This is a genomic window from Sedimentibacter saalensis (genome assembly GCF_007830175.1).
Lineage (GTDB): Bacteria > Bacillota > Clostridia > Tissierellales > Sedimentibacteraceae > Sedimentibacter > Sedimentibacter saalensis.
In genome coordinates this window covers 68,786-89,272 of record NZ_VLKH01000009.1, presented here as the reverse complement: position 1 = coordinate 89,272, position 20,487 = coordinate 68,786, and the positions used below count along the sequence as shown (strand labels likewise).

The 20,487-nt window shown below is 36.8% G+C and carries 19 protein-coding genes and 1 other annotated feature; of the genes, 15 read left to right on the top strand and 4 right to left on the bottom strand.

Annotated elements, in window-relative coordinates; all coding sequences use genetic code 11:
- The first annotated feature begins 2 nt into the window (after positions 1–2).
- The 8 genes from LY60_RS13920 (at position 3) to LY60_RS13885 (ending at position 8,093) form a co-directional block, all read left to right on the top strand.
- Entirely contained in the window at positions 3–554 is a 552-nt protein-coding gene (locus tag LY60_RS13920; RefSeq protein WP_145085080.1) for a GNAT family N-acetyltransferase, read from the top strand.
- A 336-nt stretch (positions 555–890) separates the two neighbouring features.
- A complete protein-coding gene (locus LY60_RS13915; protein ID WP_145085077.1) occupies positions 891–1,523 on the top strand; it encodes a cyclodeaminase/cyclohydrolase family protein in 633 nt (210 codons plus the stop codon).
- 15 nt (positions 1,524–1,538) lie between these two features.
- A complete protein-coding gene (locus tag LY60_RS13910; protein ID WP_145085074.1) occupies positions 1,539–2,399 on the top strand; it encodes a bifunctional 5,10-methylenetetrahydrofolate dehydrogenase/5,10-methenyltetrahydrofolate cyclohydrolase in 861 nt (286 codons plus the stop codon).
- 11 nt (positions 2,400–2,410) lie between these two features.
- Positions 2,411–3,436 (top strand): low-specificity L-threonine aldolase, encoded by a 1,026-nt coding sequence (ltaE, locus tag LY60_RS13905; protein ID WP_145085070.1) that lies wholly within the window; start codon positions 2,411–2,413, stop codon positions 3,434–3,436.
- A gap of 88 nt (positions 3,437–3,524) precedes the next feature.
- Positions 3,525–4,232, top strand: a complete 708-nt coding sequence (locus tag LY60_RS13900) for a FadR/GntR family transcriptional regulator (RefSeq protein WP_145085067.1) — start codon at positions 3,525–3,527, stop codon at positions 4,230–4,232.
- A gap of 279 nt (positions 4,233–4,511) precedes the next feature.
- Positions 4,512–6,122, top strand: a complete 1,611-nt coding sequence (locus LY60_RS13895) for an FAD-binding oxidoreductase (RefSeq protein ID WP_145085064.1) — start codon at positions 4,512–4,514, stop codon at positions 6,120–6,122.
- Entirely contained in the window at positions 6,122–6,904 is a 783-nt protein-coding gene (locus LY60_RS13890; RefSeq protein ID WP_145085061.1) for an electron transfer flavoprotein subunit beta/FixA family protein, read from the top strand. Before LY60_RS13895 ends, LY60_RS13890 begins: the two co-directional genes overlap by 1 nt.
- A gap of 1 nt (position 6,905) precedes the next feature.
- The gene (locus LY60_RS13885; RefSeq protein WP_145085059.1) at positions 6,906–8,093 is read left to right on the top strand and encodes an electron transfer flavoprotein subunit alpha; all 1,188 of its coding nucleotides are present in this window, start codon (positions 6,906–6,908) and stop codon (positions 8,091–8,093) included.
- A gap of 265 nt (positions 8,094–8,358) precedes the next feature.
- Here the strand turns inward: LY60_RS13885 and LY60_RS13880 are convergent, their stop codons facing one another.
- From LY60_RS13880 to LY60_RS13870, 3 genes are all read right to left on the bottom strand, one after another.
- Positions 8,359–8,895: a TlpA family protein disulfide reductase gene (locus LY60_RS13880; protein WP_170226242.1), complete on the bottom strand. Its 537-nt coding sequence runs from the start codon at positions 8,893–8,895 to the stop codon at positions 8,359–8,361.
- Positions 8,896–8,943: 48 nt separating this feature from the next.
- Entirely contained in the window at positions 8,944–9,813 is an 870-nt protein-coding gene (gene ispE / locus LY60_RS13875) for a 4-(cytidine 5'-diphospho)-2-C-methyl-D-erythritol kinase (protein ID WP_170226241.1), read from the bottom strand.
- A gap of 594 nt (positions 9,814–10,407) precedes the next feature.
- Complete coding sequence (locus tag LY60_RS13870) at positions 10,408–11,343, bottom strand: magnesium transporter CorA family protein (protein ID WP_145085050.1); 936 nt, start codon at positions 11,341–11,343, stop codon at positions 10,408–10,410.
- Between the two features lie 311 nt (positions 11,344–11,654).
- On the opposite strand from LY60_RS13870, the gene LY60_RS13865 reads away from it, so the two are divergent.
- The gene (locus LY60_RS13865) at positions 11,655–11,906 is read left to right on the top strand and encodes a Veg family protein (RefSeq protein ID WP_198018505.1); all 252 of its coding nucleotides are present in this window, start codon (positions 11,655–11,657) and stop codon (positions 11,904–11,906) included.
- A gap of 91 nt (positions 11,907–11,997) precedes the next feature.
- Positions 11,998–12,828 (top strand): metallophosphoesterase, encoded by an 831-nt coding sequence (locus LY60_RS13860; protein ID WP_145085047.1) that lies wholly within the window; start codon positions 11,998–12,000, stop codon positions 12,826–12,828.
- Between the two features lie 296 nt (positions 12,829–13,124).
- Here the strand turns inward: LY60_RS13860 and LY60_RS13855 are convergent, their stop codons facing one another.
- On the bottom strand, positions 13,125–14,873 hold the full coding sequence (locus LY60_RS13855; RefSeq protein ID WP_145085044.1) for a 5'-nucleotidase C-terminal domain-containing protein: 1,749 nt from the start codon (positions 14,871–14,873) through the stop codon (positions 13,125–13,127).
- 146 nt (positions 14,874–15,019) lie between these two features.
- Positions 15,020–15,215: a binding site (T-box leader), on the top strand.
- Positions 15,216–15,300: 85 nt separating this feature from the next.
- On the opposite strand from LY60_RS13855, the gene proS reads away from it, so the two are divergent.
- The 5 genes from proS to atpA all read left to right on the top strand — a co-directional run bounded on the left by proS (position 15,301) and on the right by atpA (position 20,487).
- Positions 15,301–16,746, top strand: a complete 1,446-nt coding sequence (gene proS / locus LY60_RS13850; RefSeq protein WP_145085042.1) for a proline--tRNA ligase — start codon at positions 15,301–15,303, stop codon at positions 16,744–16,746.
- Positions 16,747–17,267: 521 nt separating this feature from the next.
- Complete coding sequence (locus LY60_RS13845; protein WP_145085039.1) at positions 17,268–17,954, top strand: F0F1 ATP synthase subunit A; 687 nt, start codon at positions 17,268–17,270, stop codon at positions 17,952–17,954.
- A 27-nt stretch (positions 17,955–17,981) separates the two neighbouring features.
- The gene (gene atpE, locus LY60_RS13840) at positions 17,982–18,206 is read left to right on the top strand and encodes an ATP synthase F0 subunit C (protein WP_019229297.1); all 225 of its coding nucleotides are present in this window, start codon (positions 17,982–17,984) and stop codon (positions 18,204–18,206) included.
- A gap of 30 nt (positions 18,207–18,236) precedes the next feature.
- A complete protein-coding gene (gene atpF, locus LY60_RS13835; protein WP_145085036.1) occupies positions 18,237–18,740 on the top strand; it encodes a F0F1 ATP synthase subunit B in 504 nt (167 codons plus the stop codon).
- The gene (atpA, locus tag LY60_RS13830; RefSeq protein WP_145085033.1) at positions 18,718–20,487 is read left to right on the top strand and encodes a F0F1 ATP synthase subunit alpha; all 1,770 of its coding nucleotides are present in this window, start codon (positions 18,718–18,720) and stop codon (positions 20,485–20,487) included. The genes atpF and atpA overlap by 23 nt, the downstream gene beginning before the upstream one ends.

The following is a 20,487-nucleotide window of genomic DNA, read 5'->3' as shown; positions in this document are numbered from 1 at the left end:
TAATGTTTAAACAGACGCGATATGAAACGGAAAGACTGTACTTAAAAATTTTAAAACCTGTATACGGCAGAGAGGTTCTTGAATATTACAAGAGGAATCATAATTTCTTAAGTGAGTGGGAGCCAAAAAGAACTAGAGATTTTTATACCCTTTCATATCATAAAAGACAGCTTAACTATGAATACAACACATTTAAGAACAACAGCCTTGTGCGCTTCTGGATTATAAAAAAAGAAGACAATAAAATCATAGGCAATGTTTGCTACAGCAATATTATAATGGGAAATTTCAAATCTTGTTTTTTGGGATACAAATTAGATAAGGATGAAATAAACAAGGGTTATATGACAGAAGCAATAGAAAAGACAGTTCAAATAATGTTTGACGATTTCGGACTCCACAGAATAGAAGTCAATGTGGTGCCAAGGAATCAGAGGTCGTTGAAGGTTATGGAAAAACTTAAATTTGAACAGGAAGGATTTTCAAAACGCTATCTTGAAATAAACGGGGTGTGGGAAGACCACATTCATTTTGCTGTGTACAACGATAAATAGCTTTCCACTAATTGTAAGGGCAGATTCAGTGTCTGCCTGTTTTATTAAATCAAAAAATATCCGGGATTTCTGATTCACCGCTATATGTTAATTAAATAGTTCGTATGGGCGGATCTTGTGTCCGCCCGAGTGTTATTAATTCAAAATATTGTTATATTTGGGGGGGACGGCAGTCCTACCCTGCATTATTGAAAAAAATTGGTATCAACTGAATGGCAGTGGTGCTGGTCTTTTTTATAAAAGAATATCTGTTCATGATTTATGATGACTTTTTAAAAATGCTATATTATAATAAAATGGTAATGATATTTGTGTATTATATATTAGCGAGGTGATATGGTGTTAACTGAATTGTCATGCAGGGATTTTGCAGATGAGCTTGCAGCAAAAAAACCTGTTCCAGGGGGAGGGGGAGCTGCAGCACTTGCAGGTGCTTTAGGAGCTGCCCTTAATTCAATGGTTGTAAACTATTCCGTTGGTAAGAAAAAATTGCTGCAGTTTGAAGAACAGCACATGGATATTTTAAGAAGAGCAGACATATTAAGAAACGAACTGCTGGATCTGGTGGAAAAAGATGCAAAAAGCTTTGAACCTTTGTCAAGAGCATATATCATGCCCAAAGAAACAGAGCAGGAACAAAAAATAAAGGAAGAAACTCTTCAGAAGTGCCTTAAAGAAGCGTGTGAAGCACCTTTGGAAACATTGAAGCTTTCATACGAAGGAATACTTCTTCATGAAGAGCTCATAGAAATTTGTACGAAGACAATAGTAAGCGATGTGGGCGTTGGTATACAGTGTTTGAAGGCTGCCATAAACAGCGCGTATCTTAATGTACTCATAAATCTGAATTCCATAACAGATGAAGAATATGTTAAAAACAATCTGGAAAGTTCAAAAAAACTTCTCAAGGACGGCAATGAAAAAGCCGATGAGGTTTATGAAAGGGTAATTGAAATATTGAGCAATTAATTATAGGAGAATAATATGGGACTATTGGCAAAAGGAAAGCCCGTTGCAGATAAAATAACAGAAGAAGTTAAAAAAGAAGTAGAACAGTTCAAGGGAAAAAACATTTTTCCAAAACTTAAAATCGTAAGAGTTGGCGAAAGAGAAGACGACTTGTCTTACGAAAGAGCAGCTGTTAAAAGAATGAATTCCTGCAAAATAGAATGCGAGGTTCTGGAACTCTCTGCAGATATAAGCCAGGATGATTTTGCACAGGAATTAAAAAAGGTTGACGGTGATGAAACTGTACATGGAATACTTTTGTTCAGACCTCTTCCAAAACAAATAAATGAAAATGACGTTAAATTTATTATAAGTCCTGAAAAGGACATTGATTGCTTCAACCCAATTAATGTGGCAAAGGTTTTGGAAGGTGATGAAACAGGATTTCCTCCATGTACACCTACTGCAGCAATTGAAATTCTTAAGCACTACAATGTTCCCTTGAAAGGCAAAAATGCTGTAGTTCTTGGAAGATCCATGGTTGTAGGAAAGCCTGCTGCCATGCTTTTATTGAAAGAAAATGCATCAGTTACCATATGCCATTCAAAGACAGAAAACTTGCCTGATGTTGCTGCAAAGGCGGACATTTTAATTGCAGCCATAGGAAAATCAAACATGGTAACATCTGACTTTGTAAAAGAAGGGGCAGCAGTAATTGATGTTGGTATAAACGTCGACAGCCAAGGAAACATGACAGGTGATGTAAACACAACAGATTGCATTGAAAAGTGCGGACTCATAACACCGGTACCTGCAGGAGTGGGTTCTGTAACAACAGCTGTACTGGCAAAGCACGTTGTGAAAGCATGCAGACAAATAAACAACAATATAGAATAGAGGATGATAAAATGAAATTTATTGATTTGAGAAGCGATACTGTAACAATGCCAACAGATGAAATGAGACAGGCAATGGCAAATGCTGAGGTCGGTGACGATGTTTACGGGGACGATCCAACAATAAACAAGCTTGAAAAGCTGGCAGCTGAAAAAGTTGGCAAGGAAGCGGCAATCTTTGTTCCAAGCGGAACTTTTGGAAATCAGCTTGCTCTTTTTACTCATGCAAGAAGAGGACAGGAAGTCATTATAGGTAAAAACAACCACATTGTTGTTCATGAAGTAGGAGCTTCTGCAGTAATAGCAGGTGTCCAGCTTCGTACTCTTGAAACTCAAAATGGAGCCATGAATCCCCAGGATGTGGAAAAAGCAATAAGAGTCGATGACATACATGAACCTGAAACAGGACTCATATGCGTGGAAAATGCTCATGGCTGCGGGGCTGTTGTTCCTCTTGAAACAATGAAAGAAATAAAAAATATAGCAGAAAGACATTCACTTCCTGTTCACATGGATGGAGCAAGACTGTTCAATGCTGCAATATCATTGGGAGTCGATGTTAAGGAACTTGCTGCATGTGCCGACACAGTTATGTTTTGTCTTTCTAAGGGTCTGGCGGCTCCGGCAGGGTCAATGCTTGCAGGAAGCAAATCATTCATAGACAGGGCAAGAAAAAACAGAAAATTAATGGGCGGCGGAATGAGACAGGTTGGAATACTTGCAGCTGCCGGAATAATTGCGCTGGAAAAAATGACAGAAAGACTTGAAGAAGACCACAAGAATGCAAAATACATGGCTGAAGAACTTTCAAAGATTGACGGAGTAAAGGTTGTAACTGACAGGCTCGACATAGACATGGTGTTCTTTGAAATCAGCGAAGAAATAGTTTCAAGCAATACACTTGTTGAAAAGCTCTATGAGAAAAACATAAAAATAAACGGCGAAGAAGGCGGAGAATACCGTTTTGTATGCCACATAGGAGTTTCAAGAGAAGACATTGATTTCACCATAAAATGTCTAAAAGAAATTATAAAATAATTTTTATTGCCGCAGGAGTTGTTCTTGCGGCAATTGATTAATTCAGTTAACTGTGGTATACTAAGGAAAAATTAATCCGGAGAAGAATATGGAAAATATCAGCTTAAATCCAGTTAAGAGCAAGAAAGCATATATGCAGATAGTTGAAGGAATACTTAACAGCATACATGAAAACAAGATTGAATATGGAGATAAGCTATACAGTGAGCCTGAACTGACTAAGATGCTCAATGTAAGCAGGCCAACCCTTAGGGAAGCCTTGAGAGTGCTGGAGTTTCTGGGCATTGTTACCGTAAGTCCCCGCAAGGGAATAAGAATCAACAAGCCGGACATGACTGACAGCTACATGCCGCTTATTTATATGTTGATGTTTGAAAAAACCACGGAGCTTGAGTTGTTTGAACTAAGACGTGCAATTCAGATTGCCATGGCTGAAGCTGCAGCAAGGAACAGATCAGAGGAAGATTTGCATGTTCTTGAAGAAATCATAAAAAACCACAAGGAACACATAAATGAAGACTACGAAATCTTTGCAAGACTGGATTATGATTTTCACCAGCAGGTAGTTAAGTGTTCAGGCAACGACATGTGTTTCAAGCTTATGGAAACTTTGAACATTCTCATGAAGAAGCAAATGGTTGAAACTATATACAACCTTCCTGTGGAAGACCGCAAGCTCACAGTGAATCTCCACGAAAGAGTATATGAGTCCATACGGGATCAAAAACCTGAACAGGCAAGAGAAAACATGCAGGAGCACATGGAAAGGCCATACAGGTTTTACAAAAATAAATAACAAGCAGACGAAATCTTCAGACTTGACAAACTGAATTTTCAACGAGTTGTAGGGGCGGATCTTGTATCCGCCCGTATTATAATTCAATAGTAAAATTTGCGGGAGGACATGAAGTCCTCCCCTACGGTATTGAAAAACCATATCAACATATAAACAGACAATGATCTGTTTTTTTGTTTGTTATTTTTACACTTAATATCATTGACAGCATCTAGTAATTGTGCTAAACTTTCTTCAATCAGTTAACTAAATTAATTCAATCATATAAGCGGAGGACCAATGGAAAATTATAATACCTTTGCTGAAATGTACAGTGAGTACCTGAGGGACGAATCACGTCAGACAGGAACCGCACAGAGCATTTCATTTCCAAAGACAGAAGAAGAAATCATACATTCCCTAAAGGAATGTGCTTATAAAAACATGGAAATAACAACACAGGGAGCGAGAACGGGACTTGCTGCTTCTGCCGTTCCTTTTGGCGGCCACATCATAAATCTCAGCAAGATGAACAAAGTTACAGGAGCAAGATATGACCATGAAAATGATCGCTTTTTCCTGAGGGTTCAGCCAGGTGTTCTTTTGACGGAAGTGAGAAAATATCTCGCTAACAAATCATTTGTGACTATGGACTGGGATGAGCAATCAAGAGAAGCACTTAATAATATGGAAAAAAATCAGTGGTTTTATTCTACGGATCCAACAGAAATTTCTGCTTCCATAGGAGGGATGGCTGCATGCAACGCATCCGGAGCAAAAAGCTTCAGATATGGTTCAACCAGGGATCACGTTGAATCACTTCGTGTTGTTCTCGCAGACGGAGATGTGCTGAGCCTAAAAAGAGGACAGTACATGGCAAGAGATGGACACTTCCAGCTGGTCACAAAGAGCGGAAGAACAATTAAGGGAGAACTTCCAAAATACAAGATGCCTCATGTGAGGAAAAACACTTCCGGATACTACAACAAGCCTGACATGGACATGATTGATTTGTTCATAGGTTCGGACGGAACTCTTGGAATAATAAGCGAAATAGAAATTGAACTGAATAAAAAGCAAGGAGCAAACTGGGGAGTTACTGTCTTCATGCCGGATGAGGACAAGGCTCTTGATCTGGTGCGTGCAGCCCGGGGAGAGAAGATTTTTGAAGATATGAAGACGCTTAGCTTAAAACCTTCAGCCATTGAATTTTTTAGCCACAATGCACTGGAAATGCTTAAAGTGCAGCAAAAAACAAATCCTGCCTTTGCAGCCATACAGGAAATTAAGGACGGATATCATACAGCTGTCTACATAGAAATTGAAAGCGATTCTGATGACGAAATATGGAGTGGAATTGATAGCCTTGGAACTTGTATAGAAAAACTTGGAGGAGATGGAGATGCAACCTGGGTTGCAAACAATGCAACAAGCCTTGAAAAACTTCACAGTTTCAGGCATGCATGCCCTGAATGCGTGAACATGCAAATAGATATTGCCAAGAAAACTGACTCAAGAATTACTAAGCTTGGGACAGACATGTCCGTTCCTGATGACAAGCTGAAAGAACTGATGAAAATGTACAATGAAGACATCCAAAAAAATAATCTTCATGCTGTCATATTTGGTCACGTAGGCAACAACCACCTCCATGTGAACACAATTCCAAGAAACATGGAAGAATATAAAAAAGGTAAGGAACTGTATCTCACATGGGCTGAAAAAATTGCTGCCATGGGAGGAGCTGTTTCTGCTGAACACGGGGTTGGAAAGCTTAAGGTTCCTTTCCTTCAGAAAATGTACAGCTATGAAGAGCTGGATGAAATGAGAAGTATAAAAAAATTATTTGACCCTGATCAGCTATTAAACAGAGGCGCTGTGTTTCCATATGAAAAAGGGGAGGACATATAATGAAAATAATTGTATGCATAAAGCAAGTTCCGGGAACCAATGAAGTAAAAATGGATCCCTCAACAAATACAATAATAAGAGAAAATGTAGCATCTATCATAAATCCATTTGACACTTATGCCATTGAAGAAGCTGTGCGCATAAAGGAAAAATACGGTGCTGAAGTTTACGGCCTTTCCATGGGGATACCAGCGGCCACTGAAATGCTCAGAGAAGCAATTTCACTTAAAATAGACAAGGCAATGCTTTTAACTGACAGAAAATTTGCCGGAGCAGACACTCTTGCAACATCCTATGCCCTGAGCAGAGGAGCTCTAAAAATCGGAGAATATGATCTTATTATATGCGGAAAACAGGCAACAGATGGAGACACTGCCCAAGTGGGACCAAGCCTTGCAAAGACATTGGGAATTGCCTATGCAACAGACATAAGCAAAATTATTGAATTAAACTGCAGCTTTATGCGCTGCATGAAAATAACAGATGACGGTTATGAAGAAATAGAAATAAAGCTTCCAGCCCTCATAACAGTTGTGAAGGAAATAAACATGCCAAGGCTTCCTTCTATAAAAAGCATGAGAAATGCTAAAAGTGCGGAAATTGAAATTGTTACATCAAAGGATGCAGCAGCTGATGAAAACAGATCAGGCCTCAAGGGTTCACCAACACAAGTTAGAAAGACATTTGTTCCTGTTCATGATGTGAACAGTATCTACCTATTGGGAACACCTTTCGAACAATCGAAGAAGTTAGCTGAAATATTGATGGGGAAGGAATCATAATATGGCAAACATAAACATAATTAAAGAAAAATGTGTTGGCTGCAAGAAGTGTGTGGGAGCATGCCCATTTGGAGCAATTGAAATTAAGGATAAAAAAGCAGACATAAATGAAAAATGTACATTGTGCGGTTCATGTTCTGATAGCTGCAAGTTTAGTGCAATTAATTTTGTAAGAGATGATATTGTTCAAAAAGATTTAAGCTCTTACAGAGGAATATGGGTTTTCGCCGAGCAAAGATATGGGAAGTTAAAGACAGTTTCACTTGAACTCCTGGGAAAGGCAAGAGATCTTTCGAAAAATTTAGATGTGCCTGTTACTGCGGTACTCATTGGTAACAACATAAAAAATCTTGCACAGGAACTTTGTGCATATGGAGCTGATGAAGTTCTGGTTATGGAAGCAGAATGGTTGGATGATTTCAACGATCATGTGTATGGAGAAATGATGATACAGCTTATTCAAGAGTATAAGCCTGAAATAGTCTTAATAGGTGCAACATCAAACGGAAGGTCTTTAGCTCCACACATTTCATCCACATTGAGAACAGGACTTACTGCAGATTGCACTGTGCTTGAAGCTGACAAGGAAGAAAGACTTCTTCTCCAGACAAGGCCAGCATTTGGTGGAAACCTCATGGCAACCATAGTGTGCCCAAACAACCGCCCACAAATGGCTACAGTAAGACCAAAAGTTTTCAAGCCCCTTTTACCAGACTATACAAAAACAGGAAAAATAACAATACTACCTGTTCCTTCACCAATAGAAAGTTTTGTAAAAAAAATCAGAAACATTGACAATGAAGAAGGAGCAAATCTTTCCGATGCAGATATTATTGTAAGTGTGGGAAGAGGAATAGGAAGTGCAAAAAATATACAGCTTGCACAGGAACTTGCAGATGCCCTCGGAGGAGCATTAGGGTCTTCAAGGCCTGTAGTTGATCAGGGATGGATGCCCTACAGTCAACAGGTTGGACAGACAGGCAAGACAGTTGCTCCAAAAGTATATATAGCATGCGGAATTTCCGGAGCAATTCAGCATCTTGCAGGACTTGCAGATATAGAGACAATAGTTGCAATAAACATTGATCCTGATGCGCCGATATTCAAGGTTGCAAACTACTGCATAGTAGGAGACGTAAGAGAAATTCTGCCTCTTTTAATAAAGGAAATAAAAGAAGCAAAAAAATAACATGCATAGCCATGTCAGTCTCATAACAAAGTTGTTTCAATGATGTAGGGTTGAGTTTAATAATACGGGCGGACACAAGATGAGGCCACTGAAAAACTATACATTTATTCACTGTCATTCTGAGGCATAGCCGAAGAATCTCATATTTTCAACAAAGATGAGATCCTTCACTATCGTTCAGGATGACAGGAAGGACTTTTTCAGTGACGTCCACAAGATCCGCCCTTACATTTTGTGAAAAATTATGTTGTAATCAATAGTCATGTTATTCTTCAAAATAATCGTAAAGAAGTTCCATCTGTTCGTAAGTAAGCATTCCTACATAACCTCTTACGGCTTCTCCCTTTTTATTTACTGCAATTGTTGTAGGATATGAGCGTATGCCGTAATTGTTCGACACAGCCATGTCCTTATCCAGTACTACAGTTAGATTTAAGTTGTTTTCTTCCATGAACTTCTGAACAATTTCTTTTGACTCACCAACATTCACAGTTAAAACGAGCAAATCGTCCTTATATGTTTCTTGAAGTTTTTGAAGGTCAGGCATTTCAATAACGCAGTACCCGCACCATGTAGCCCAGAAATTTATTATTACATTTTTGTCTCTCATTTCACTGAGTTTAATTGTCGTGCCGTCCAGAGATTCAAGTTCAAAATCGGGGGCTATTATTGCATCTTCGGAAGTCTGTGGATTTTCCTGTTTTTGAGTGCTCGTGTTTTTATTTTCTTCAGTCTCATTTTTTTCGGAGCATCCTGAAGCAATTAAAGCTATTATTAGTGCTAAAATTATGATTTTTTTCATATACATCCCTCGCATTCGTCATTAAGCTAATACCCATACCGCAACAATTTAATCACAAATTTCGATGCCTTTTAGAGTTGTTTTTGTTTTAAATGTATGGGGAAATTCTTTTACAATGTTATTATATGCTTCTTCTAGACTTTGTTCGCTTTCAAAAAAACCAAGTACTGCTGAGCCGCTTCCTGTCATTCGTGCTGCTACAGCCTTATTTTCAAGCAATAAGTTAATAATATCTTTAATTTCAGGATGAAATTTTTCAACAACTTTTTCAAGGGTGTTTGAAGTCGATATTGCAGCATTGTAAAATTCACCGGAGTTTATAAATTCAATTATTTTGTTTTCTTTGAATGAATTGTAATCCTGCGGAAGAAGATTTTTGTAAACAAATGCCGTAGACATTGAAAAATCAGGTTTTATAATCAATATATTTTCCCACTTAAAATCATTAAGCCTGCTTAATTTTTCACCAATGCCTTCAGCAAGGTAAGTTCCTCCAAGAATGCAGAATGGTACATCAGCGCCAACCTTTAGTCCAATGTTAAGCATTTCATCCTGGGACATGTTTAATCTCCACAGTTTGTTAAGTCCCTCAATTACAGCTGCGCAGTTACTGCTTCCTCCTGCTAGACCAGCTTCTGATGGAATTTGCTTTTTGATTCTAATTTTAACTCCGTACTTGATATTATACAGTGTTTTTATAATATCAGCTGATTTCCAGCAAGTGTTTCTTTGGTCTGTTGGAATTAAAGGATTGCTGCATTCAATTTCTATTTTGTCTTCAGCAATTGAATCAATGGTAATTTCATCGTAAAGGTCGATTGACTGCATCACTGTCTTTATAAGATGGTAACCGTCTTGGCGCCTTCCTTCAATATCAAGAAAAAGGTTTATTTTTGCATATGATTTCAACTTCAACATAGGAACCTCACATAAATATAATATGAACATTATATAGCAAACACAATCTATTAACAATGAATTTAAAATTAATTTCAATTTTTTCAAAACCAATGTTTAAAAAATAAAATGTCGGGTATAAATATAATACAACATATGTTTTACATATTTTCTAATATTTAGCTTCAATAAAATTCATGGTTTTAAGTATTAAGTTAATGGTTTAAATTTAGTAAAGATTTAATAGATATAAATTAATATCGGCAGTTTAGATTTAAAATTAATTTAAATAAAGCTATTGGATCAAAAATTAAATGATTTTTAATCAAGATTTAGGCTTTAAAGTAAAAATATTTAAATTTACACAAAAGATTAAGATTAATATCAATTAAAGATTATGAGTTTAAGTAGTTTATTTACAAACTTAAAACAAATTGAATTTCCTGAATGTTGAGGTATTAAATTATCGGATGATGTAAAACAAATGTTAACAACAGATGAATGGAAGAGGTGAGTCCTCCAAACACAGAAAGTGAAATGCTAAAAGAATAACACCCGGTTTTCTAGTGTGTAACTGCAGAAAATCGGGTGTTATTAATTTTTGAAATATTTAAATTAAAACAGATTCTTTTTCACAAGTATGAAACCAACTGTAGCAGCAGAAACTACTGACGCCCCAAGAATTATCCAGAATCCGAAAGGGGAGTTTGCAAATGGCATATTTATCATGTTCATTCCAAAGAAACTTGAAAACATGGTCGGAATTGCCATCAATATTGTTATTGAAGTCAATAGTTTCATTACTATGTTCAGGTTGTTTGATATTATGGAAGCAAATGCATCCATGGTACCGCTTAATATTCCTGAGTATATGTTAGCCATTTCTATGGCCTGTTTATTTTCGATTAGAACATCTTCAAGCAAATCCTCGTCTTCGGAATATTTCTTGATGATGTTGATTCTTAATATCTTTTCAAGCACAACCTGGTTGGCCCTCAAGGAAGTTGTAATATAAACCAATGATTTTTCTAGGTCAAGAAGCTGAATCAGCTCTTTGTTTTTCATTGATTCATGAAGCTGTTTTTCAATAAAACTGCTCATCCTGTCAATTTGTCTCAGGTACAATAAATACCTCTGAGCATTTTTATACAATATCTGATACAAAAAACGGTATTTTTTGTATGTGTAGAATGTACGTATTGAATTTTTCTCAAACTGATCCAGTACAATGGAATTTTTCAAGCATACGGTTATGATGTTATTTTCAGTTATTATAATTCCAAGAGGAAGTGTCTCATAAATAATATGATCATCCGTTTTCTCGACATATGGAGTATCCACTAAAATTAAAACCTGATCGTTTTCGCTTTCTAAACGTGCACTTTCTTCCTCATCCAGAGCAGCTCTTAAGTAATCTCTGTCAACACCCAGCTCATCCTCGATTCTGTCCAGTTCTTCTGCAGTTGGCTCTACAAGGTTGATCCAAGCACCGTCCTCGATTTCTTCAAGCTTGAATAAAGTGTCGTCAATGGTTTTGAATATATCAAGCATTTTTCACCTCAATTTAATAATAGATTTTCTCTATTGCCAAATTGAAATCAAATCAGTAATAGAGAAGTATTCAGTTGTTTTTAACAATTTTATAGACTTGACCGTAGGGACCTCATCCATTACTTTCACATCCTTTTTTATATGATTAATTGCCTTTATTATAATAGTCTATTTTAATCTGTTTTGCAAGACAATTATACGCAAATTAAAGAAAAATAGAATAAATTTTATGTAAATGGTTAAGATAAAAGCAAATGAATTATATTTCACCACTTTTCATATAATATAGTATAGAAGGTGATTTTTTGACAGTGAGTTCTGTAACAAGAGTAAAGGGAATTGTTGAAGGCTGTGTAGGACAGAAAGTTAAATTCAAAATAAAAAAAGGCAAAAGCAAGCCTCTTATAAGCGAAGGGGTTATAGCTGAAACATACCCGTCTATTTTTACCGTAAGGGTGGAAAGCAAAGGATTAAAAAGAGTTGTATCGTTTAACTATATTGATATATTGACAAATTACGTTGAGCTCTTCATATGCAATGAGAATGAAACTCGCATTGTGTAGCATTGAAGTGAAACTTAAACATTTAAGTTTCGCTTTATTTTATTGTTGAAGTTTGATATACTAAAAATTGAAACTTTCCTAGGAGTATAAAGTGAAAAAATTTTTGAGTGTATTATCAATACTTATGACAATTCTAATAATGATTTACATATATGCAAGATTCATAGAGCCGGAGCTTCTGACTGTGCGCTATGAAACAATCAACACAGATTATTTAAAAAACGATGAAATAAAAATACTGCAGTTTTCAGATACACATATTTCTGAATATTTTGACATTGATGATCTGAATAACGCAATAGATAAGATAAATGAGGAAAACCCAGACATAGTTGTTTTCACAGGAGATCTCATTGACCAATTTAACAATTATGAAAACAAGGAAAATATTCATGAAATTTGGGAAATCTTAGGCTCAATAAATGCCCCCATAAAATATGCTGTCTACGGAAATCACGATTATGGCGGCGGAGCAGAAAAAGTCTACAAGGAAATAATGGAAAAAAGCGGCTTCAAGCTGCTAATAAACGAAAAAGAAGAACTTCCCCAGTACAACATAAACTTCATCGGAATGGATGATTCAATATTTGGAGAATATGAACCTGCAGTAATTTCAGGAAACATGGATAAAGACATGTACAACATAGTGCTCAGTCATGAACCGGATGTAGCTGATAGACTGCTTGAATACAGCATAGATTTATTGTTAGCTGGACACAGCCATGGGGGACAGGTTAATCTTCCTTTCGCAAACTACTTGCCCAGCCTTGGAGAAAAATATGTGAGGGGATTTTATGATTTTGAAAATTTTAGACAAACAAAGGTTTATGTGAACATAGGTCTTGGGACTTCAACAATTCCAATGCGCTTCATGGCAGCTCCGGAACTGACGGTTATTACCCTGAAGGGTAATCACAATTAAGAGTGAAGAATGAAGAGTGAAGAATTATTAGTTTAACCTTGAAGGTTAAACATATAGAACTAAAATATACATCTGTTAATTTTATTAACTAATGTCAGACTACTGATAAACCCTGACGCTGTCATCCTGAACGATAGTGAAGGATCTCATCTTTATTGAAAACATGAGATTATTACGTGTCGCCCTCAGAATGACAACGTCAACAATTTATTTTTTCATAAAAACAAACATCCGTTGATTTTATCAACGGATGTTTTCATTTAATTCTTAATTCTTAACTCTTAATTCTTCATTTTTTACTTTGCCGGTACTTTTATTACCTGGTTCGGGAATATTAAGTTCGGATTGCTCAGATTGTTGTATTTAGCCAAAGCTTCCCATGTAGTGTTGTATTTTTCAGCTATTTTCCACAAAACATCTCCTGATACAACTATGTATGAAACTTCAGTCTGTGCAGGAGCAGGAGCTGGTGCTGGCTCAACAACAGGAGCAGGCTCAACAGGTGCCGGAGCAGGTGTTGGTTCTGCTGCAGGAGCTGTTGCTTTAACAGTGATTCTTCCTGAAACGTCGCTTCCCTTAGTTCCGTTTGTATTCAGATAATCTGCAAATACTTCTTCATAAGTTCCAACTTCACCGTAAATAGGATAGTTCTTGAAAACTTCATATCCGTCTCCGCCTATTCCAAGGAAGTCATTTATTGCAACAGTGTATTCTGCTGACAAATCAAGTTCGCTTTCGCCTACTTTAACTCCCACAACTCTTGAACCTGCAGGCTGTGAAGGATCAAATTCAAAGCTCATTCCGCTTACCTGCATAAATCCTCCCTGAGCTTCAGGATATGCCTGTACTGATATTTCAAGAACCTTTAACAGGTCTGCACCTGTGATTTTCTTAACCTGTACTGTGTTTCCAAATGGGAACAGTTCAGCAAGCTTGCCAAATGTAATGTCTCCAGGCTGAATATCAACTCTTATATTTCCGCCGTTAACAAAACCAATGTCTGAACCCGCAGCTTTTCTAACAGCATCAGCTGAGAGGTTTCCAAGGTTTGTTTCCCTTGTTCTTACATTTGCTCTTACACCGTCAAGATATACATCTGTTTTTGCAACAACCTGTGCAAATACTTCTGCATTTTCAGCATTTATTTCATCTATTATTTTTGTAACTTCAGGATCCGGGGTAACTTCAGCAACCTTGCTTACGTTGATAAGTGCTGCTGTTTTGTTCACAACTTTTCCGCCTGTTACTTCAATTGTTACTTTTCCTAAATTTTTGTCGTGTTCGAATGTCTGAGCTATGAGTGTATTGTTAACAACTTGACCGTTTTCAAGCAGCGTGTGGCTGTGTCCGTCAATTAATACATCTATTCCTTCAACTTCTTTTGCTAATCTTTCTGAAGTGAACTCAGAACCTCCATCAAGTCCAAGGTGTACAATGCCTATGATGACATCTGTCTGATCCTTGATTTCATTTACAATTTTTTGAGCAGTTTCAACAGGGTTAGCAAATGTCAGTCCTTCAACATTTGCAGGGCTTGTTTTGTACGCTGTTTCCGGAGTTGAAAGTCCAAATATACCAACCTTTACTCCGTTGATTTCCTTAATTACATAAGGTGTGAACAGTGACTTGCCGTCTTTGTCAAGAACATTTGCGCTCAACATTCCAACTGAGCTCATGTTTTTGAGTTCCAAAAGTCTTTCCTGTCCATAGTTGAAGTCGTGGTTTCCAAGAGTCATGTAATCATATCCTGTCGCTTCAAGGACTTTGACTGCATTTTGACCCTTGCTTATGTTTACTATAGGCATACCGTGAAGCGTATCTCCCGCATCCAACAACAGGGTGTTTGGATCTGATAACCTTGCTTCTTTAACCAATGTAGCAATTTTTGCAAAACCGATGTTTGTGTCGTTGCTCAAAAGTCTTGCATGAGTGTCATTGGTATGAAAAATTGTGATTGTTGTAGAAGCATCAGCTGCAAATGCAAAACTGAAACTGCTTAAAATCAGCAAACTGATCATGACCAAACTCAATACTTTTCTTTTCATAAATTCCCTCCTAAGTAAAATTATGTAACTGATTACATTATACATTCATGGAATTACATTTTCAAGGAAACATTTTCATTTTAAAATATAATGAATTGAAGTTGACAAAAATTAAAAACTAATATACTATAATATTAATTGTTGAATATTAGACTATGAAGAGAATCAGTATTTATACATGGACTCAAGAGAGAAAATCACCGGTGAAAGATTTTTGTCCCTCTGTGTAGAGAACCCGCCTCCGAGTTTTTGGGAAAACCCAAAGGGCCAAAACCCTTATTTAAATGAGATGCTTATAATTTAAGCAATTAGAGTGGTACCGCGGACTAACCCGCCTCTTGTATGGAGGCGGGTTTTATATTTTAAAAGGAATTTAAATTTGTAATGAGACTGCGGACATTAACGCAGGTGTATGAAAGGAGAAATTATGGCTAAACAAGAAAAGAATTTTGTAAAAGAAATAACGCCAATGGAAGAAGACTTCAGCAGGTGGTACACAGACGTAATATTGAAAAATGAATTGGTAGATTATTCACCGGTTAAGGGATTCATGGTTATAAGACCTTACGGATATGCTTTGTGGGAAAAAATTCAGGAATATGCAGATGAAAAGTTCAAAGCTACAGGGCACAAGAACATGTATTTTCCTCTTTTGATTCCTGAAAGTCTGTTGACAAAGGAAAAAGAGCACGTGGAAGGTTTCGCTCCTGAAGTTGCATGGGTTACTCACGGAGGAAGTCAGGAACTTGCAGAAAGACTTGTAATAAGACCTACTTCAGAAACAATAATATGCCACATGTACAAGAAATGGCTCAGTTCATACAGAGACCTGCCATACCTTTACAATCAGTGGTGCAGCGTTGTAAGATGGGAAAAAACTACAAGACCATTCCTCAGAACTTCAGAGTTCTTATGGCAGGAAGGTCACACACTTCATGAAACAGAAGAAGAAGCTCAAGAAGAAACACTCAAGATGCTTAACATATATAGACAGGTTGCTGAAGATTTAATGGCAATGCCTGTTGTTGTAGGACAAAAAAGCGAAAAGGAAAAATTTGCAGGAGCTCATGCAACATACACAATGGAAGCATTGATGCATGACGGTCAGGCTCTTCAGGCAGGAACATCACACAACTTAGGCCAGCATTTTACAAAGGCTTTTGAAATCAAATTCCAGGGAAGAACAGGCAAGGAAGAATTCCCATACCACACATCATGGGGTATTTCAACAAGACTTATAGGAGGACTCATAATGGTTCACTCCGACAACAGAGGTCTGGTTCTTCCTCCAAAGATGGCACCAGTCCAGGTTGTTATTATTCCAATAGCTCAGAAAAAAGAAGGAGTGCTGGAAAAATCAAATGAACTTTTCGACAAGTTAAAAGCAAAAGGAATCAGAGTTGAGCTTGATGATGACACAGAAAATTCACCAGGATGGAAATTCAACCAATATGAAATGAAGGGATATCCAATCCGTATTGAAATAGGACCAAGAGACATTGAAAACAATCAGGCTGTGGCTGTAAGAAGAGATAAGCTTGAAAAAGAAACTATATCACTGGACAACATAGAAGAAACACTGTCTTCAATGCTTGAAACAATGCAAAAAGACATGTTTGAAAAAGCTAAAGCACACAGAGAAGCTCACACATACATTGTGAAAGATTACGAGCAGTATAAAAAGGATCTTCCAAACAAGCCTGGTTTTGCAAAAATGATGTGGTGCGGCTGCAGAGAATGTGAAGACAAACTGAAAGAAGAAACAGGAGCAACAATCAGATGCATTCCTTTTGAGCAGGAAAATTTAGGCGACAAGTGCCACATATGCGGCAAGGAAGCAAAGCACATGATATATGCTGCAAGAGCTTATTAAAATAAGCAACAAAATATATTAATAACTTTGGATAACGATAATAGGGATGGCAAAGTAAAAAATTGGACGTTGTCATTCTGAGGCGAAGCCGAAGAATCTCATGTTTTCAGTAAAGATGAGATCCTTCACTATCGTTCAGGATGACATCGTCAGGGTTTGTCAATAGTCTTAGGGATGGCACAGCCATCCCTATTTTTGTTGTATAAAGGTCCCCCTAGCGGAGTTGCGGAGCATCTTTTTTATATTGATTGTGTTAAAAGAAAATCAACATGTTTGTTATGTAACATGAAATATAAAAAGAATAAAAAATTGAAAAAAGTGAAATAAAATTAATATATGTGCAAACTTTACTAACTAAAAGATAATAAAACATATTAATATGTTAAACAAGCATAAGCGGGTGAATTTATTTAGAATAAGTAAAAATCAAACTATTTAAGCAAATGATACATAAGAATCACCAATTATGATAAATAATTAACAAAAACGAAAGCATCAATATACAAAAAGGAGGTGAATGAATGAATCATTTAGCAGAAGAATTAATGCATGAACTTACTTGTGAGACTGTGCTGATTATCCCGGTGCTTGGAGGAATAGAAGTACTTGAATCAGTTGTAGTAACATGGGTTATAATGGCAATTTTATTGATTGCTTCTATGTTGCTTACAAGGGATTTAAAGGTAGAAAACATCAGCAAGAAACAGCTTATATTAGAAACAGCTGTTGTAGGGCTTCAAGATATGATTGAAGGCATAATTGGAGAACATGGGAAGAAATTTGTACCTTACTTGGCCACGGTTCTGATTTTTCTTGGAATAGCCAATACAAGTGCTCTTTTTGGATTTAAGCCCCCCACAAAGGATCTTAATGTAACTTTGGGACTGGCCATAATGAGCATAGTTTTGACAGAAGCGGCTAAGTTTCAAAAAAAGGGGCCGAAAAAATTCTTTAAAAGCTTTGCAGAACCTGTTGCTGTTGTTACCCCAATAAATATTTTAGAAATATTTATTCGTCCATTATCGCTATGTATGCGACTATTTGGGAATGTGCTTGGAGCCTTTGTAGTTATGGAATTAATCAAAATCATAATACCAGTGGGTATACCGGTTCCCTTTAGTCTGTATTTTGATATCTTTGATGGGCTTATACAAGCATACGTCTTTGTTTTTTTAACATCACTTTTTATCAAAGAAGCAATTGAATAAAACACTAAAAAAGAAAAGGAGTATTATATGACAACTTTATTAGCAATTGGAGCTGGAATAGCAGTATTAACAGGTATAGGAGCAGGTATAAGCATAGGTATAGCAACAGGTAAGGCTACAGAGTCAGTGGCAAGACAGCCGGAAGCTGAGGGAGCAATTACAAAATTGCTGTTATTGGGATGCGCACTTGCAGAAGCAACTGCAATATATGGATTCGTAGTAGCCATATTAATTATTTTGTTTTTGGCATAGCATTAAGAAAAAGAAAGGTAGGAGAAAGCGTTGCTTAAAATAAATATCAATCTCTTGTTCACAATCATAAATCTGCTTGTTCTCTATTTCTTAATGAAAAAGTTCTTGTTTAATCCAATAAACAACATATTGGATAAAAGAAAGAGCTTGCTGGAACAACAGTATGCAGAAGCTAATCTGACTAAGGACAATGCATTAAAATTGAAAATTGAATATGAAGATGCTTTAAAAACTACAAACGATTTATCAAAACAAATAATTGATGAAACTAAAGCACAAGCAAAAATAGAATACGACAACATAATAAGAAGCGCAAATGAAGAGGCTGGAAAAATAATTGCCAATGCACATAAAAATATTGAATCTCAACATAGCAAAGAACTTCTTAAGATGAAGACAGAAATTGCTAATCTTGCAATGGACACTGCGACTAAAATTATTGGTGCAAATGTTACACCACAGAGCAATAAGATAATCTATGAAAGGTTCTTAACCGAAGCAGGTGAATTAGATGGTACAAAAGACAGCAGATGAAAATAAGAAAAAGCTCTCTATCATTATTTCATATGTAACAGCGCCTGATGAAGGGCAGTATAATAAAATCATAAATTTCTTGTCAAAAAAATATGAAGTAAATATTACTGATATGAAAATTGATTTAGTAGAAGAACCTCAGCTCTTAGGTGGATTTATAATACGTGTCGGCAATCAGGAATACGATTGTAGCATGCGTGGACTTCTTAACCAGGTGAAGCAGGAAGTTTTTGATAGCAACAAAAACTTCTCCAGTTCTGAAGAGATAATTTCCTTGCTTAAAGCAAAAATTGAAAATTTGGAGTTTGAAAAAACAGAAAAGGAAATTGGATTTGTAAAAAGTATCGGAGATGGTATAGTTGCAGTAGACGGTATAGATCATGCAATGTTTGGCGAAATAGTAATTTTTGAATCAGGCGTTAAAGGAATGGTTCAGGATATACGGTCTGATGAAATAGGATGCATTTTATTCGGAAGTGAAAATGATTTAAAAGAAGGCTCACGTGTAATCAGGACAGGCAAAATAGCAGGTGTCTTTGTAGGAGAAAATTTTTTAGGTAGAGTAGTTGATGCTTTAGGAACTCCCATAGACGGAAGGGGAGAAATTCTAGCAGAAGATTTTCGGCCCATAGAATGCAAGGCGCCGAGTATTGTAGACAGAAAATCAGTCAATACTCCTTTGCAAACAGGAATTCTTGCAATTGATTCCATGTTCCCCATAGGGCGCGGCCAGAGGGAACTCATCATCGGTGACAGGCAGACAGGTAAGACAACCATTGCTACTGACACTATTATAAACCAAAAAGGACAAAATGTTATATGCATATATGTAGCTATAGGACAGAAGGCATCAACAGTTGCAAAGGTAGAAAATACCTTGAGAAAGCATGGCGCCATGGATTATACAATCATTGTATCATCAGTTGCAAGTGATCCAGCTTCCTTGCAATATATTGCTCCATATGCAGGTACCTCAATGGCAGAATATTTTATGTATAAGGGAAAGGATGTATTGATAGTCTATGATGATTTGACTAAACATGCGGTAGCATACAGATCTCTTTCTCTTTTACTTGAACGTTCACCAGGCCGTGAGGCATATCCGGGAGATGTTTTTTATTTGCATTCCAGACTTCTGGAAAGGTCCAGCAAACTTGTACCCGAGTTAGGCGGCGGTTCCATAACTGCGCTTCCAATTGTTGAAACACAAGCAAATGATGTTTCTGCATATATTCCTACAAATGTTATATCAATTACTGACGGTCAGATTTATTTGGAGAGTGACCTGTTCTTTGCGGGACAACGTCCTGCTGTTAATGTTGGACTTTCTGTGTCTCGTGTAGGAGGTGCAGCACAGACGAAAGCGATGAAAAAGTCTTCAGGAAGCATTCGTATCGACCTTGCCCAGTACAGAGAAATGGAAGTTTTCACTCAGTTCAGTTCTGACTTGGATGAAGCAACATTTGCACAGCTGAATTATGGAAAAGGATTGATGGAACTTTTAAAACAGCCGTTATGTGAACCGTTAAGCATGGCAAAACAGGTTATTTTGCTTTGTGCTGCAACAAAGAAGTGTATGACAGGCATTGATACTAAACGCTTTAAAGAATATAAGAACGGATTGTTGGAATTTTTCGAACAGTATCATCTCGATATCATTCAGGAGCTGGAAACTACAAAAGTGCTGAGTGAAGACCTTGAGAAAAGAATATTAAAAGCATCATCCGATTATAAAAGCAGGTGGTAG

Excerpts from the sequence above, each read along its gene's own strand:
- LY60_RS13880 (WP_170226242.1), bottom strand. The coding sequence starts at position 8,895 with ATGAAAAAAATCATAATTTTAGCACTAATAATAGCTTTAATTGCTTCA.
- LY60_RS13920 (WP_145085080.1), top strand. The coding sequence starts at position 3 with ATGTTTAAACAGACGCGATATGAAACGGAAAGACTGTACTTAAAAATT.
- ltaE (WP_145085070.1), top strand. The coding sequence starts at position 2,411 with ATGAAATTTATTGATTTGAGAAGCGATACTGTAACAATGCCAACAGAT.
- LY60_RS13855 (WP_145085044.1), bottom strand. The coding sequence starts at position 14,873 with ATGAAAAGAAAAGTATTGAGTTTGGTCATGATCAGTTTGCTGATTTTA.
- ispE (WP_170226241.1), bottom strand. The coding sequence starts at position 9,813 with ATGTTGAAGTTGAAATCATATGCAAAAATAAACCTTTTTCTTGATATT.
- LY60_RS13895 (WP_145085064.1), top strand. The coding sequence starts at position 4,512 with ATGGAAAATTATAATACCTTTGCTGAAATGTACAGTGAGTACCTGAGG.
- LY60_RS13900 (WP_145085067.1), top strand. The coding sequence starts at position 3,525 with ATGGAAAATATCAGCTTAAATCCAGTTAAGAGCAAGAAAGCATATATG.
- LY60_RS13910 (WP_145085074.1), top strand. The coding sequence starts at position 1,539 with ATGGGACTATTGGCAAAAGGAAAGCCCGTTGCAGATAAAATAACAGAA.
- proS (WP_145085042.1), top strand. The coding sequence starts at position 15,301 with ATGGCTAAACAAGAAAAGAATTTTGTAAAAGAAATAACGCCAATGGAA.
- LY60_RS13885 (WP_145085059.1), top strand. The coding sequence starts at position 6,906 with ATGGCAAACATAAACATAATTAAAGAAAAATGTGTTGGCTGCAAGAAG.
- atpA (WP_145085033.1), top strand. The coding sequence starts at position 18,718 with ATGGTACAAAAGACAGCAGATGAAAATAAGAAAAAGCTCTCTATCATT.
- LY60_RS13915 (WP_145085077.1), top strand. The coding sequence starts at position 891 with ATGGTGTTAACTGAATTGTCATGCAGGGATTTTGCAGATGAGCTTGCA.
- LY60_RS13845 (WP_145085039.1), top strand. The coding sequence starts at position 17,268 with ATGAATCATTTAGCAGAAGAATTAATGCATGAACTTACTTGTGAGACT.
- atpE (WP_019229297.1), top strand. The coding sequence starts at position 17,982 with ATGACAACTTTATTAGCAATTGGAGCTGGAATAGCAGTATTAACAGGT.
- LY60_RS13870 (WP_145085050.1), bottom strand. The coding sequence starts at position 11,343 with ATGCTTGATATATTCAAAACCATTGACGACACTTTATTCAAGCTTGAA.
- LY60_RS13890 (WP_145085061.1), top strand. The coding sequence starts at position 6,122 with ATGAAAATAATTGTATGCATAAAGCAAGTTCCGGGAACCAATGAAGTA.